The sequence below is a fragment of the Pelotomaculum sp. FP genome, from assembly GCF_004369245.1.
Taxonomy (GTDB): domain Bacteria; phylum Bacillota; class Desulfotomaculia; order Desulfotomaculales; family Pelotomaculaceae; genus Pelotomaculum_C; species Pelotomaculum_C schinkii.
This window is the reverse complement of record NZ_QFGB01000020.1, coordinates 17,969-33,456: the sequence shown is the minus strand read 5'-3', so window position 1 is coordinate 33,456 and position 15,488 is coordinate 17,969. Positions and strand designations below refer to the sequence as shown.

Genomic DNA, 15,488 nt, shown 5'->3' with positions numbered 1-15,488 from the left:
GCAAGCCTCCGCTATCATCGCCGCAAGACAGATGATTGTTGAGGGCGCCGAATGTGTCAAGCGGCGAAAAAAAGACAAAAAATATTTGAAAGGCGAAATTTATTAGAAACGAACAGGTTCGCAAACCCATGTGTCGGGTTTAGACGGGTTATTCAAAAAGAGCGGCTTGCTGGTATTGAGGCGTTTGCTTTGGCGTAAAAGCATGCTCTCTTATCAGGTGCTTTTCGGATAGGTCGGCAATAAAAAGGGATGGGGTACGGTAGGTCAGCAGGATAAGTTCATCCCGGGCCCTGGTCATCCCGACATAAAACAGCCGTCTCTCCTCATCCATATTGCATTGAAGGCGGCTGTTCCTTAAAGGAATCCTTCCATCGGTGACTCCGCAGATGAACACGACGGGAAATTCCAGGCCTTTGGCGGCGTGGATGGTCATTAAGGAAACCGCATCCGGCGAATAGACTTTGCCGCCGCTGCGGACTACATCACTTTCCCGGCCCAAAATCAGGTTTTGCATCAAGGAAGGCATTTGGGTATACATAACAGCAGTATGGGAAAGCAATGCCATGGAATGGCTATTGGACAGGTTATGGTCGTCAATCCAGGAATCTATGATTTGCTTCGGCTTTTCCTTCCGAATAATTGGTGCATACTTTCTCAGCATCTCCAGGAAATTTCCGGGTTGGTCCGGTTGTTCCAGGGGCAGTCGAATCTCTTCCATGATTCTTGACAGAGATGCCAGGCTTTTATTCCCGGCCGTATAACTTTCAAAAATTTTTTTGTTCAGGTCTGCCGAATAGCTCTCTTCTGCTTTCAGATATCGCAACAGGGAAACCGTATCCCCGGGATTGAGCAGAAATTTGAAAAAAGCAAGGGCATGGCGCACCGGCTTATCTGTCAGGAACTCCTCCCGCCCGGCCACCACATATGGAATCCCCTCTTTTAAAAGACATTGCTCCAAAATTCGCGCCTGGTGATTGGTGCGGTATAATAAGGCTATATCGGAAAAGCCTCGGGGATGTTTGGCTCCGATTCTTTTGGAACGGGATGCCGATAGCGCCTGGGTATCCAGCATATCGATACCGCCGACCATCCGGTTTATTTCCTTGGCCACAAACAGGGCTTCAGAAAACTCATCCCTGGCATCTATCAGACGTACTCTGCTGCCCCTTGCCCTGCCGGCCTCCAAGAAAACCCCGCGCTCCCCGGCATTTTTCCGGGAGATTAGCGCTTGGGCGCAAGCGATGATCTCGGGCGTGGAGCGGTAATTCTGCGTCAGCCGGACCTGCTGGAGTCCTGGAAAATCATCTTTAAACCTTGCAAAATAGCGCAGATCCGAACCCCGGAAACCATAAATCGACTGGTCCGGGTCGCCGATAATAAAAATACTCTCGCTTTTCCTGCTCCATGCTTTAATCAAGCGGTATTGAATCTCGTTGACGTCCTGAAACTCATCCACCAGCAGGTGGGAGAAAGGGTTTGACACGTTCCTGCCTGCGGTATCCTCTGTGCTTCCACCTTCAAACTGGTAAAGGACCTCCAGGAGGATATCGTCATAGTCCATTACCCCGTAACCCTTAAGTTGCGCGCAGTATGCATCGTAGACCAGGACCGGGGGCACACCGTCGCTGAGGGGGCCTCCCTTTTTTTTATCTCCCACCGGGGATATACCGTTTTTAACCAGCGATATCCCTTTCATGACATCTCGAGGGGAAAGCTCCAATTTCATATCCTTGACGATTTCCCCGATGATGGCCAGGGCATCCTCCTCATCAATAATCGTCATGTTATTTTTGCCCTTCCATTGGGACAAAATTTGCAGGCTTATGGAGTGAAAGGTCCCTATGGTCATGGCGGCCGTTGTCCGTTTTTCCCCGAAGTGCCTCTCCAACCGGACACGCATCTCCTGGGCGGCCTTATTGGTAAAGGTAACGGCAGTGATCTGGTCGGGATGGACACCACATTTTTCAACCAGGTAGATAATACGGTATACCAGAGTTTTGGTTTTGCCCGTTCCAGGCCCGGCCATGACAGCAATGGCTGGGCTGGGGGAGGAAACGGCTTCCCACTGCTCTTTGTTCAATTCATAAGACGTTTCCACGGGAACCGCGGTCTTTGTATCCTCGCGGCCCCTGAACGAAACATTATCCACTAGAATCGGCGGCAGCACGGTTTCTTGCCGGGCCGAAGCCTTTTCAGCCGCAATCGTATTGGATATTGATGGACTTGGCAGTGCATCGCTTTGATCGTTGAAAATGTATAGCTGACCGGAAAGCCGCTCGATTTCGCTTTTGTCCATGACTGTAATTTTACCGTATTCTCCGTCAAAACCGGGTTGTATGTCGATCTGGCCGCACCTCAGCCTGCGGATACCCTCAGCGATCCAGGAGCCGGCTACCAGTTCAATATCGGGCAGCGTTGCCTGGCGGAGTATAAACAACTCCGGTCCGATGCTCCGGATTAAATTCTCGTATGTTTCCCTCACCTTTTTGCTGGTGACCGTACAACCGATCGAGGAAGCGATGATCTCCTGAAGAGGAATCAGGCTTTCAAAATGCTTGGCCGCCGGTGCTACAAACCCTTCTTCCCGGTCGGCCATGGCTTCAACCCGGTGAAGCACGCCCACTGTAATTCGACCGCCGCAGACCGGGCATATACCTTGCGCAGATATTGTCTCCGCAGGCTTCCAGCACACCTTGCAGTTTTTATGCCCGTCATAGTGGTATTTTCCTTCTTCCGGAAAAAACTCTATGGTACCGAAAAACTCTTTTGTACTGCGGTTTTTTAATGCCTGCAAGATACTTTGATAAGAAAGCGCGGTATCAAAAATATTGGCTTCTCTTCCTAGGTTGGCAGGCGAATGGGCATCCGAGTTGGAAACCAGCGTAAAGCCATCCAAGGCGGAAAGGCGCCAATTCATGGGAGGATCTGAGGAAAGGCCTGTTTCGAGGGCATAAATATAGCCGGTTAAATCTTCAAAGCACTCTTGAATGTGATCGAATCCGGAATAAGCGCCGTACAGTGAGAAATGCGGGGTCCATATGTGAGCAGGTATCAATATAGCCTCCGCGCACATATCAAGTACGATCTCCAGCAAGTCCCTGCTGTCCAGGCCCAATATGGGCCGACCGTCAGAGTTCAAATTGCCTATGGCCTCAAGCCTGTGCGATACCAACTCAGCATGTTCCAGGCTGGGTAAAAGGATCAGGTTGTGGACTTTTCTTACTCTGCCGTTCTTTTTGTATATGGAACTGATTTCGCCAGTGACAATAAATTGAGGCTTGAGGCTTCCTCCCGCCACTAGATCCTTTTGGCGGAAATCATCCTTGAGAATATAAAGGCCTTCGCCAGTAGGGACCAGCTTTTCTTTTAATTCCTCACGCCAGGCCGGATGCGTGAAATCGCCTGTGCCGATAACGTCAATTCCTTTGCGCCGCGCCCAAAATTCGAGCATCTCAGGTACACAATTCTTACTGGTGGCTCTTGAGTATTTTGAATGTATATGAAAATCAGCGATAAACATCTAAAAACACCTGTTTTCTATATTGGGGCGTATGGGGAAAATCTGTAGCAAAATCCTCCCGTCGTATGGGCACTGCTTTTAAAAACGTCTGCCAGTCGTTACTGTTGTTCATTACTCATTATGAAAAATCAGAAGTTAATATAATTATAGCACAAATGTTAAAATAAGGTCGAAAAACTGTTTCTTTGCTGCAGAATAGAAAATGCCGTAGTCGCTGTGCGAGGCAGGGAAATGCTCAACTGCCGATAGCACCATTGCGCAAGGATCTATAAGGATTTTCGTAAACAATCTGCCGTAATTGTTTCTCCATTTTTCAACATCTCCAATGGCGTCCCTGTAAATACAACTTGTCCACCAATTTTACCGCCCTCTGGGCCAAGGTCGACAATCCAATCGGCGGCTTTTCTAACCTGCTGATTGTGTTCCACTACAATTACAGTGTTTCCGGAATTTACAACGCGGTTCAAAAGTGTAAGAAAATTTTCAACATCCATTGGATGCAATCCGGTCGTAGGCTCGTCCATCAGATATAATCTGTGCTTGCCTGTATTGTTAATCAGTTCTTTTTTTTGCTGCTTATTAAATTAAATGATACAAAGACTTTTTCTATTCTGTTCCTGTTTTTAGCGCCACACTCATGGAAACTTCGTTCACCTTCTTTGCACACAGCAGCTTGCTAAGCTGATAGGTCAGCATGATGGCCGCAAAACAGACAACCACATAAAGCGGACTAATAATCGTCGGCAGCACTAAATTTATCATAGCGCCAAGATAGCCGTACATTGCGCCCATTGACGCCGCCATAACAGGAATGCTGATAATAAATCCGGCCAATATGACAAAGGTCGAGCTGTTTAGGATCAGGGACCAGATTTCGCGGCGTCTGTAGCCAAATATCTTAAAAAGCGAGATGGTGTTTTTATTTTCCTCGATAATCAGCGAGGTTACCAGATAGAGAATAATCAGGCCCACGACACAGGAGACAAGGGTCATCGCCGCCACCATGGAAATCATCGGCCCCAGCAGTTCATCCATGGCGTTCGCGGTTTCGCTTAAGCTTTTTGTTCCTGAAAGCTGCTCGTCGGGAATATCAAGCCTTTTTGTGCTCCAGAGCCCCGTGTAGCCACTTTCGGAGAATCCGAGCTGTGCGTTAAACTCATCGATTGGCATAAAGATAAATTGCCCCGCATAGGAGTCGGCAACAGCGTCAATGTGAAATGTGTACGGCTTCCCGTCCTGCTTGTTTATGAAGCTTACGCTGTCGCCCGCCTTAATGCCTAACCTGTCCGCCAAAGGTTTTGTAATGTTTGTCTGTTCATTGGAAAGCGGCTTCCCCTTGCTGTCGCGCAGCGTCAAAATTGTCGAATCCGGCTCTACACCGGTTACATAAAACTCAATTCCCTCGTTGTTTTCAGGATAAAACCTTCCGGCTGAAAAAACCTCCGCCGCTTCCGGCGCCTCACCGTATTGCGTGTTCTTAAAGGCGTATTCGTATTCAAACCGGTAGGTTTCCGTGGTGCTGTTTTTGAATACATAGTCCATAGAGTTCATAATCGTGAAGCCAAAAAGCATGAGCACTGATGCGCTGGTAACGCCCAAAAGTAGGAACAAAAGCCGTGAAATGCTTCTTAGCTGCTCACGCAGCTTAAATTTTGTACTAAACTTAAACCTTTCCAGTTTAAGCGCGCGCTCCAGGGCGTTAACCTTGGTTTTTTGTTCACTGCCTTTCATAAGCTCCGCCGGAGAACGTTTCAGTTCCGAACGGATAACCAGATAGCTGCTGACGCCCAAAAACAGCACAGGCGTCAGTATTCCGATTAAAACATTCACAACACTCAGTTCAATGTCTATAACGGGAACATTATAGTATGAAACCATAGCCATAACCGACGGTACGATGGACGGCAGCGCCAACGCGCTCCCTATCACTCCGCCCGCAAAAGCGAGCAGCAGAGGAATAGCCATATAGTGGCGCATTAACTCACGCCGCCGGTAGCCTTGCGCGTAGAGCGTCCCGATAATCACCGATTCATGGCGTATCATACGCCATATTATGATGCCAATAATTAAGCAGCATAAAAGAAACATTGCCGCCGGCGCCGGTACGCTCATCGTTTTCAAACCGGTTATGGACGCCCAAGCCATTCTGGCGCGTTTGTTGTTCATGATGTCAATCCAGTCAGACTCTGTTATGCCTTCTGCGTGTAAACGCTCCCGCAATTGCGCCGCCTGAATATTTCGGCTCTGCGTTCTGTCATTAAACCTGACGGAATAAATGACGGAAGCGTTGTCTATATCAGCAAATTCCTCACGGTTTATAACGCCCACACCAAAATTATCAGGCGAAACCATGATATCGTATACGTTTTCTAACGGATAGATATAGTGGGGCGAGGACATAAAGCCCACCACAGTGAAGGTTTCGCCCGCCGCTTCTATTTGACTCCCCACTGGATAGCCGTTCGCTTTGGCAAAGGCCGGGTCAAGCAGTATTTCTCCCGGGCCTGAAAGCGCTTGACCCTCTATGACAGCCGGGATGTTCAGCTTTTCTGTTTCACTGAGCAACCGCAGGGTAAGCGAGTCGGACAGGGCGGCGTCAAAGCTCATGTATTCTTCGAGGATGGCGTCAGTCGCTTTCTCTAATTCTGCGCTATCAGGAATAGCCTTGTCAGTTGAAAAGGACAGATCTTCCTGCATATGCCTCTCTGTAAACGTGGTAACCAGGGTATCCAGATTCTGAGATATCCCCGCCGCCACAACAAACGTGTAGCTTCCAAGGATGATTAGCATAAGAACGCCAAGGTATCGCAGTGCGTTTTCTTTCAATATACGCAAAACTCTTTTATTCAGCGCCATTACCACTCAATCCTTTCCGCCGGAACAGTCATTGGATTAACCACATCTTCTACAATTTCCCCGCTTCTAAGCTTAAATACCCTGTTGGCCATAGCGGCAATGGCAGCATTGTGGGTTATCATCAGAATAGTTGTCCCGTATTTTTTGTTCACCTGCTGCAAAAGCTGCAAGATACTGCGGGATGTCTGATAATCGAGGGCGCCCGTTGGCTCGTCGCAAAGCAAGAGCTTCGGATTCTTGACAATCGCCCTGGCAATGGAAACCCGTTGCTGCTCACCACCGGAGAGCTCCCTGGGGAAACGGTGTTTTTTATCCAGCATTTCCACCGCTGCTAAAACTTCGTCGGTATTCAGAGGCGATTTGCTGATGTTGGAAACGACTTCTATGTTTTCCCCGACAGTAAGGTTGGGGACGAGGTTATAGAACTGGAATACGAAACCGATGTCCCCCCGTCTATAATCGGTCAGCTTGTCGTCGTTCAAATTGTTGATCTCGACCCCGTCAACGATGACCCTTCCGCTGTCGCCACGGTCAACACCGCCGATGATATTCATCAGCGTGGATTTTCCTGAACCTGATGGTCCGAGGATGACACCGATTTCCCCCTTTTCCAGATTCATCCCGATTCCCTTTAAAACTTCAGTTCTAACCACGCCAGATGTATAGCTCTTCTTCAAGCTTGAAACATCAATAAACATATTATTGCTCCTCCTTTTTGTAGAAACACCGTTTCAATATATCAAAATATTCCTCCCATTCACTAAGCACATCAATGCTTAGATCTTCAAAGGAACCGACTTTGCTTCTTTGCTGCTCCGCAAAACCCATTATTGTCCAGGTAATAATGTTCATCATTTTTTCCATATCCATACCATCACGGAATTTTGTCAAATCGATGTTTTTATAGCCTGCTTGTAAACCGCTATCAATAAGATTTTTGCCTATTGTATCGATTTCAGATTTTACTTCAGGTGCGTTTTCATTGGGAACGTTCTTAAGAAAATCAAATGCTTGCGGGTATTGCTTCATGATTTTAAATTTAATCAATCCGATTTGTCTCATTCTTTCAAAAAGTTCGGTTTCATTCCAATCCACTTCATCGTAGATTTTATCAATAACCTCAACCACATAATCAAGCAAGAATAAATACAATCCCTTTTTACTGTTAAAATAGTTGAATAATGATCCTTTAGATATTTCTGCTTCCTTAATAATCTCATTTGTAGAAGCCTTTTCATAACCATTGCGGGCAAATTCTTTAAGAGCCGCATTAATAATACGTTCCCGTTTCTCCGGTTCTAAACTATAAAATTTCGGATAAATGATAGCCACCTCATTTCTGTATTGGAGGAAAAAACAAATGACCACTTGGGTCATTTTTATCATACAACAAATGACCACTTGGGTCAAGTTGCCTGCTGATGCCTATCTTACTGAGCTGTTCCATCATGGCTTCCTCATGAATAGTGAAAGTAAGGTCTTCGTCCATATACCGGATAGCTTACCGTAAATAGGAACAGTCACCGCAGAGGCCAGCATATAAGCGCTGAATACCCAGGCATGGCGGGAAAACCCATGCAGTTCCCCGGCAATGGTGGGAATAGCGTTGACAGGATCCCTATTTTTCATGGAGTTCATCCTCTAATACTTCCACAAAACCCTTTGTACCGTTAACCCGCACGTATTGACCATCTTTTAATATTTTCGTGGCATTCTCAACACCGACTACGGCCGGAATTCCATACTCCCGGGCTATGACTGATCCGTGGGTCATCATACCCCCGATCTCCACTACCAATGCTTTAGCCGAATGAAACAAGGGGGTCCAACCGGGATCCGTGTAGGGGGCGACTAATATGTCTCCCTTCTTCAATTTCGCTTCCTCCGGTTTCAAAACGACCTTAACATATCCCTCAACAGCGCCGGAAGATGCCGGAGTTCCCACTAAAGCGCCTTCCGGAGCTTCAACCCCGCTCCTTACACCCGTTACCACTTCTCCCTCACTGGTCATAACACGGGGAGGTGTCATCCTTCTGTGATGTTCAAAGGCTTTTTTACGGCTGTCAATCACGCCTCTTACATCTTCCATTAAACGATTTTCCAGCAGCGCAGCCAATTCCTCCAGGCACAGATAGAAAATATCTTCTTCTTGCTGCAGCAAACCTTTCTCCCTTAGCAGCCGAGCCTCTTCCAGCAGAGCTTGGCGGTAAATGCCGAAGGACCTGACAATAATATACTTAGGATACTCCCTCAAGCCAGCGGCATGGCTTGTATCTCGTCAGGCATCGTGATGGATTCCAAACGTGTGCGGATCTTTGCGCCGAAGTCATCGGCTTGGTCCATCTGCAGCCGGTTAAGACCATCCAGAAGTTCATCCATTGCAGGGTCAGATGAAACAATTTTCCGATAGGCTGAAGTCGTAATACAAAATCCCGGGGGAACGGGAAAACCGGCCTTACTCATTTCACCCAAATTGGCCCCTTTCCGCCAACTTCAAGCAGATTGGTCTTGTCAATATCATTGAAGCGCCTCACATATGCATTCATATTTCATCAGCCTTTCCTAAAAAAGTTGAAAAAACTATTTTCGGCAGTACAAAAGGGCTAAGTACAATTAATCCGGATTTTCTCCAATCCATCAGTGCTGATGACCCTGCCATTAAGGAGATCCTTGAGAATTTTGTTCATATCAAATTTTATCCTTTAATGCTGCGTTTTATTGAAATAGGTAAAAACGAAGGTTATGTCAATAAAAATATCTCTACAGAGGCTATCATGATTTATCTGAAAGCATTTGAAACAATGAAGCGTTCGGAAGTCTTGGCCGGAGAATTAACAACATTAATTTTTTAACGTTTGGCTGGAAGACGGATAGAAAAACCCCATGATCGTCAAGATTAGGTTTTGTACTCAGAAAGATATGAATAGACAGCACCCCCGTTTTCCGGATAAAGTGCTGTCTACAACTACATACCCTTCCGTTCCGTTCACCCGGCTCCTCTGCCCGTCTTTGATTAGTTTCGTGGCGTTTTCCACGCCTACCACTCCCGGAAGACCGTATTCCCGCGTAATGACGGCGCCATCAGTCATCAGTTCGCCTACTTCAGTCACCAGGCTTTTAACGGATACGAACAATGGATTTTTAAAAAACTCACAAGAAAAAGTGAAGTAGATAGATTAAGGGAACGCTGCAAAACTTCAGCACAAATCGCAATAATGATTAAAAATGATATCTTCAAATCTGATATAATTGGCTCGGTCATTTTCCCGTATATGTGCTGTTACAAAAAAGTAATCCGGTGGCTCGAGCCGAATGAGTGAACGATGTAGTTAACAGGGCCTATGAAAGGCCCTGTGTTTGGCTTGTTGGCTGGATGTTATACACAATCATTGTCTCATTTTTGTATGCATGCTATTCCTGTGGTTTAGAGTGATTAATATACATGATGAAGGCAAACTCGATCCCATCGTGGTGCAGGACATGCTTGAAAAAAAAGAAATAGCATGATAAGCGCCAGATTTATTAATAAGGGTAGAATTTTGATATTGCTATAATGGATTCGCATTATAACGGGCAGGAGGCGCTATGAAAAACCTTGAGACAGTTATAGCCGCAATCCACTATATTGAAACACATTTGACAAGTGAAAAGATCGACCTGGATATTGTTGCCGCTGCAGTACATTATTCGAAGTACCACCTGCACCGCATCTTCACCGATGCGGTGGGGCTTTCTATTCATGATTATACGCAACGCAGGCAACTAACGGAAGCTGCTAAACTGCTGGTTTTTTCAGATAATCCAATTATAGACATTGCGATTCTGGCCGGTTACGACAGCCAACAGGCTTTCAGCAATGTGTTCAAGGCTATGTATAAACAGTCTCCTCACCAATTCAGAAAAAAAGAGGTGTTTTATCCATTGCAACTCGAATACAACTTCAAAGGCCAGCGCAAATCGCTTGAGAATGCGCAGAAAAATACCAAGAGAGAAATCCGCTTTGCCAAAGAAGCGGATATTCCGATATGGATGGAATTGGTTCACCTTGCCATTGACGGGTTCCCCCATCTGGAAGAAGATGAGCACTTAACGGTTCTGAAACGCTATATTGCCAACAAAGGCGCGCTGCTTATGACCGAAGGCGGCATTTCTATTGGCGCCATGATGATGAACTACGAAACCGGCAGCATAGATTTCCTTGCGGTACATCCGCTTTATCGGAAACAGGGTATTTCTCGAGACTTCTTGAATGTGGCGCTCACTGAGCTGCTGAAGAATAAGGAAATCAGCATTACTACATTCCGAGAGGGCGACAAAGCAGATACAGGATATCGCAAAGCCCTCAAGGAGCTGGGCTTTGCCGAAGCGGAACTTCTGACGGAATTTGGATATCCGACACAAAGGATGGTTTTACCCAAGAGGATTCAAACGACTAATGCACAGCAAGTGGGCAGGCGCGCCCTGCATGCGCCTGCCCATATCAACGAAAGGAAAAAGAAAGAACCAGATGAAACGCCGGCTTTTCCCGATGAAATCGCGCATCTTGACGATATCAAGAGCAAGCTGGATGAGGCCATAAAGCAAGCGAATGATTCAGTCGAGCAAATTGACAAAGAATATATGGATGCCAAGCGGTACATGGTACAGCATCGCGGTGAAATTGACCCACACGAGATGTTCCAAGATGAACTCGCTTTAAAGCAAATTGACAACCGTGGGGCCTTTGCTGTTGAGATTCGGGATAAACTCGCCAAGCTGCTGGACTCGCCTTACTTTGCCCGGATTGACTTTCGAGAAGCATCCAAAGGAACACCTGCCACCTTTTACATTGGCAGATTTGCTTTCAGCCACGATAATGAGCTGCTGATTTCTGATTGGCGCTCCCCGGTCGCAAGCATGTTTTATGATTGCGAGGTTGGGCCTGCGGGATACGTTGCCCCGGCTGGACGAATCGACGGCGAGCTGACGCGAAAGCGGCAATTTAAAATCAAGAATGGCGAGATGGAATATGCGTTGGAGAGCTCGGTTAATATTCAAGATGATATTCTGCAGCGTGAATTGAGCCATACTTCGGACGAGAAGATGAAATCCATCATCGCAACCATTCAAAAGGAACAAAACCTGATTATTCGGAACGAAAAGGCTGGAACCCTTCTTATTCAAGGGGTCGCAGGTTCTGGCAAGACATCCATTGCGCTGCATCGGATCGCCTACTTACTCTACCGCTTCAAAGACAGGTTATCGGCAAAGAACGTGACCATTCTATCGCCCAACAAGGTATTTGGGGATTATATTTCCAATGTCCTGCCCGAATTAGGCGAGGAGCCGATTTATGGGATGAGCTTTGCAGATATTGCCGAGGTTCAGCTTGGGGGCATCATCCATTTCGAGCCCGACAAGGACCCTCTTGAAACAGACGACCCCAAATGGGCAGAGCGGGTGCGCTTCAAATCCACACTGGATTTTATAAATCTGATGGACGAGTATCTGACCCGGATGCCTGAGACCATCTTTGAACCATCTGACTACACTTTTGGAAGATTCTCTGCCAAAAGTGAATGGATACAAAGCCGCTTTGCCGCTTATCATACGCACCCGGTCAAGCGGCGGCTTCAGATGATTGCGGACGATATTCATGACCGCTTTGAAACCGACAACTTCATGCAGGAGACTTTGCCAAATACTTGGACCATCTTAAAAAGTCTAACCGCGATACTAAAGGTGAAGAATACCCTGTCGCTCTATAAGGATTTTTATAAGCAGATGAATATCGCGGACAAATTTGTGATGCCTGCAAAGAAAACCCTCGAATGGGCCGATGTATACCCCTTTATGTACTTCCACGCCGCTTTTGAGGGTTTGCAGGAGAGCGAAGTCATACGCCATCTGGTTATCGACGAAATGCAAGATTACACACCGGTTCAATACGCGGTGATGAATATCCTATTTAAGTGCCAGAAAACGCTCCTTGGAGACTTCGGGCAGTTTATCAATCCAAACCATTTACATACGCTCGGAGATCTGCGTCAGCTATATAAAGGCGCGGAATTGGTAGAGCTGAATAAGAGCTACCGCTCAACCTATGAGATTATCACATTCGCCAAACGCATCCAAAATGTTGCTTCGCTCGAGGCGGTTGAGCGCCATGAGGATGCTCCCAACCTCATATACTGCCGCGACGAGCAGGAAGAACTCACGCAGATAAAGGAAAAAATCGACACATTTCAAAGTAGTGAGAATGTGACCCTCGGAATTATCCTGAAGACGAACAGCGCGGCTAAAGTTCTTTATGATGTACTATCTCGAAACTACGAGGTGCATTTGATTTCCCCGGAAAGTGCAACTTTTGTGAATGGCATATCAATCACTTCGATTCAAATGTCAAAAGGGCTGGAATTTGACGAGGTCATCATACCTGCAGCCAATAACGAAACCTACTCCAGCGTATACGACCGCAGCCTGCTTTACATTGCCTGCACTCGAGCAATGCACCGGCTGTCTTTGACATATACCGGCGAGCTGACTCGGCTAATTGGTCCATAATCTCCTTCTTCATGCTGTACGGCAGATTGCTCTGCTTCAAGCTGGGAGCAAATACCCGGCACGGAGAAAACCGTATTTGTCATACAGGTCCGCTGAATGGTCTGTCCGGCGCCTGCCTGGCAGGGTGACTGTCTCGTCGGGTTTGGTTTTGTAATTTTCATAGCAAAAATTCGTATTGCCTTCGCCTATATAGTATTCGCCGTATTTGCACTGTTTTACCACTTACAACGTAGAACACTACATAATTATGCACCACCAGCATACGGTATTGTTTTGCTCGAAGCACAGTATTTTTAGCAAGGGGACAACGCATTGGCATTTGCTCAAGAGAAGCGATGCTATCGACAATTTCATCATAGATTTTAAGAGCAGCCTGTGGTAAAAGCTCATTTAGATAATCAGTAATATCCTTTAGATCTTGCTCAGCCAAGGGAAATATCTTCAGTTCATACTTTTCCATGAACATAAGCCCTGAACTTTTTTGCCACTTCAAAAAAATCCTTTCCCTCTGCACCGTTTGCAATCTCAGCCTCAGCTTCAGCCAACTTGCTATAGAGTTCAATTAAAGCCTGTTGTCGCTCGTAGGTTTCTATGCTCATCACTACCATGTCGCCTACACCGTTCTTAGTTATGAAAACAGGCTCGCGTTCTTTATGGCAGAATTCGGAAATCTCGTTTGCATTATTGCGCAAATCAGAAATGGGACGTATATTTGGCATATCCCTCACCCTTCTCAATATTTATGTATTTATAATATCATAATTTTGAGAAAGCCTCAATCCCTCTTGCACCACAGATTACCAAAGCTGAGGCTTTTATTGCTCATCATCTTAATAAAGATCGGAACTAAAGTAGGATCAAACTGGGTTCCTGCTTTGAGACAAAGTTCATGTAGAGCTTCGTTTATAGTCTTGGCGGGTTTATAAGGCTGCTGGTGGGTCATGACATCAAAGGCGTCTAAAATGGATATGATACGCGACAAAAGAGGAATCTCATCTTCTTTAAGTCCCTGGGGATAGCCTTGGCCGTTCCACCATTCATGGTGATATAAAATGATATCGGCCAGATAGGCAAATTCTCCGGACGCGTAAGCAATTCGATAGCCAATTTCGACATGTTTTTTCATAATAAACCATTCTGATTCATTAAGATGGGACTTTTTCAGAACAATATCTTCAGGTATACCGATTTTACCGATGTCATGTAAATTTGTAGCATGCACAAGGTTATTAAGGTTTTCCTTGGAAAGATTAAGAATTCGTGCGAACTCTTTAGCTAGAGATTCCAATCTTTCAATATGTTCTTTGGTTTCATAATCTTTTTTCTGCAACAGTTTACCTAAGATTTCAGCGATGGCCCACCTGGCTTTCTTGCCTTCGATAAGCTTAATTTCATACATTAATTGTTCAGCTTCTTTTAGGACCTTAGACAAATCTGCTTCACTATCGGTTTTAGTTGCAACACCCAAGGATATACTTAAAAGAATATCTGTCTCCTGATTGCTTTTACAGGCTGCGTTAATCTTATGTCCAATATCGAGAGCTGTTTCTTTATCCGTGTTTGGAAGAATAATAGCGAACTCATCACCGCCCCATCTTGCTATAATATCATTTTGACGACAAGATTGTTGAATAATGAGGGCCATCCTTTTAAGCCAATTATCTCCCTCCTGATGACCAAAAACATCATTAACGAATTTTAGCCCGTTCATATCGCCAACGAGCAAGGAGATGGGCAGGCAGTCATTGTTTTTTGCCAGCTCTTGTATTTTCTTATCAAAATAAGTTTTATTATACAATCCGGTTAATTCGTCGTGGAAAGTGAGGTAAGTTATGTGAGCCAGTCCTCGCTTAATCTCATCCTTTTGCTCTTTTAAAAAAAGCTGAATAAGTCCAATTGCGTTGAAGAGTAAAATTATTTGAGAAACAATATAGGGAGCTATCTGGGGCATTTTTAGAATATAAGAAAAAATAACAGTATTGCCAACCCAAGCTATATTTAATAAACCTAAAAAAAGAGCGAGATTTCCGTACTTTTTGGCTGACCTGATCATAGCTGCGCCTATCCAGGAGGATAGTACAAATACCCCTAAATAGGTGTATTTAATCATCTGCAGATCCGACCAATTCTGGTTTGAGAAAAAGATAAAAAATAATAACCAAATTATTCCTACGCTTAAAGATAGGGATATTCCGGCTTTGATTTTCAGGAATATTAAAGTACCCCAAGATATTAAAAGGTTTGCATAGAAATATGAACTTAGACTAAGAAGTAAAATCAGGTGGTTTTGTCTCAGCAAGTTAGGGGAAAAAGCATCCAGACTATAATTTAACGCAATGATGGCCCAGCCAATAAACCACAGGCCAAGAAAAAGCCTGCCTTCAAACATAAAGATATAGACATACAACATCATTAAGACAGAAATAGCCCCGAGCGAGGCAATTAATAGTATGGTAGAAGTTTGCATAGTCACTCCTATCAAACTAGGCTAGCTTTTCAGTCCAATTTTACCAAATAATTTTATAGACAGCCAGACTATTTTCCTTTCACCTCATCAAGACAAGATTAT

The 15,488-nt window shown here is 45.4% G+C and carries 13 protein-coding genes and 1 pseudogene; 2 read left to right on the top strand and 12 right to left on the bottom strand.

Translation table 11 applies throughout. The features are described 5' to 3' along the window. Window positions 1-148 precede the first annotated feature (148 nt). From Psfp_RS09800 to Psfp_RS09765, 8 genes are all read right to left on the bottom strand, one after another. The gene (locus tag Psfp_RS09800) at window positions 149-3,451 is read right to left on the bottom strand and encodes a UvrD-helicase domain-containing protein (protein ID WP_243120571.1); all 3,303 of its coding nucleotides are present in this window, start codon (window positions 3,449-3,451) and stop codon (window positions 149-151) included. Between the two features lie 335 nt (window positions 3,452-3,786). After that, window positions 3,787-4,014, bottom strand: a complete 228-nt coding sequence (locus Psfp_RS09795) for a hypothetical protein (protein ID WP_192895357.1) — start codon at window positions 4,012-4,014, stop codon at window positions 3,787-3,789. 112 nt (window positions 4,015-4,126) lie between these two features. After that, the gene (locus Psfp_RS09790) at window positions 4,127-6,355 is read right to left on the bottom strand and encodes an FtsX-like permease family protein (protein ID WP_243120570.1); all 2,229 of its coding nucleotides are present in this window, start codon (window positions 6,353-6,355) and stop codon (window positions 4,127-4,129) included. A 20-nt stretch (window positions 6,356-6,375) separates the two neighbouring features. Further along, on the bottom strand, window positions 6,376-7,074 hold the full coding sequence (locus Psfp_RS09785; RefSeq protein ID WP_134218359.1) for an ABC transporter ATP-binding protein: 699 nt from the start codon (window positions 7,072-7,074) through the stop codon (window positions 6,376-6,378). Between the two features lies 1 nt (window position 7,075). Further along, on the bottom strand, window positions 7,076-7,753 hold the full coding sequence (locus Psfp_RS09780; RefSeq protein WP_243120569.1) for a TetR/AcrR family transcriptional regulator: 678 nt from the start codon (window positions 7,751-7,753) through the stop codon (window positions 7,076-7,078). 69 nt (window positions 7,754-7,822) lie between these two features. Beyond that, the gene (locus tag Psfp_RS09775) at window positions 7,823-8,005 is read right to left on the bottom strand and encodes a hypothetical protein (RefSeq protein ID WP_134218358.1); all 183 of its coding nucleotides are present in this window, start codon (window positions 8,003-8,005) and stop codon (window positions 7,823-7,825) included. Next, window positions 7,995-8,630: a PEP-utilizing enzyme gene (locus Psfp_RS09770; RefSeq protein WP_134218357.1), complete on the bottom strand. Its 636-nt coding sequence runs from the start codon at window positions 8,628-8,630 to the stop codon at window positions 7,995-7,997. Before Psfp_RS09770 ends, Psfp_RS09775 begins: the two co-directional genes overlap by 11 nt. Beyond that, on the bottom strand, window positions 8,627-8,848 hold the full coding sequence (locus Psfp_RS09765) for a PEP/pyruvate-binding domain-containing protein (RefSeq protein ID WP_134218356.1): 222 nt from the start codon (window positions 8,846-8,848) through the stop codon (window positions 8,627-8,629). Before Psfp_RS09765 ends, Psfp_RS09770 begins: the two co-directional genes overlap by 4 nt. Before the next feature lie 233 nt (window positions 8,849-9,081). Between Psfp_RS09765 and Psfp_RS21615 the strand changes: the two genes are divergently transcribed. Continuing rightward, window positions 9,082-9,228: a hypothetical protein gene (locus Psfp_RS21615; RefSeq protein ID WP_192895356.1), complete on the top strand. Its 147-nt coding sequence runs from the start codon at window positions 9,082-9,084 to the stop codon at window positions 9,226-9,228. A 57-nt stretch (window positions 9,229-9,285) separates the two neighbouring features. Here the strand turns inward: Psfp_RS21615 and Psfp_RS09760 are convergent. Beyond that, window positions 9,286-9,513, bottom strand: a pseudogene (locus Psfp_RS09760) (PEP-utilizing enzyme); the annotation flags it as partial. A 448-nt stretch (window positions 9,514-9,961) separates the two neighbouring features. Between Psfp_RS09760 and Psfp_RS09755 the strand changes: the two are divergent. Then, window positions 9,962-12,919: a GNAT family N-acetyltransferase gene (locus Psfp_RS09755; protein WP_134218355.1), complete on the top strand. Its 2,958-nt coding sequence runs from the start codon at window positions 9,962-9,964 to the stop codon at window positions 12,917-12,919. 157 nt (window positions 12,920-13,076) lie between these two features. Here Psfp_RS09755 and Psfp_RS09750 read toward each other — a convergent pair whose 3' ends face one another. Genes Psfp_RS09750 through Psfp_RS09740 form a run of 3 tightly spaced genes read right to left on the bottom strand, consistent with a single transcriptional unit; the run spans window position 13,077 to window position 15,386 of the window. After that, window positions 13,077-13,379, bottom strand: a complete 303-nt coding sequence (locus Psfp_RS09750) for a type II toxin-antitoxin system RelE/ParE family toxin (protein WP_134218354.1) — start codon at window positions 13,377-13,379, stop codon at window positions 13,077-13,079. After that, the gene (locus Psfp_RS09745; protein WP_134218353.1) at window positions 13,366-13,638 is read right to left on the bottom strand and encodes a type II toxin-antitoxin system Phd/YefM family antitoxin; all 273 of its coding nucleotides are present in this window, start codon (window positions 13,636-13,638) and stop codon (window positions 13,366-13,368) included. The genes Psfp_RS09750 and Psfp_RS09745 overlap by 14 nt, the downstream gene beginning before the upstream one ends. Before the next feature lie 56 nt (window positions 13,639-13,694). After that, entirely contained in the window at window positions 13,695-15,386 is a 1,692-nt protein-coding gene (locus Psfp_RS09740; protein WP_134218352.1) for a diguanylate cyclase, read from the bottom strand. Window positions 15,387-15,488 lie beyond the last annotated feature (102 nt).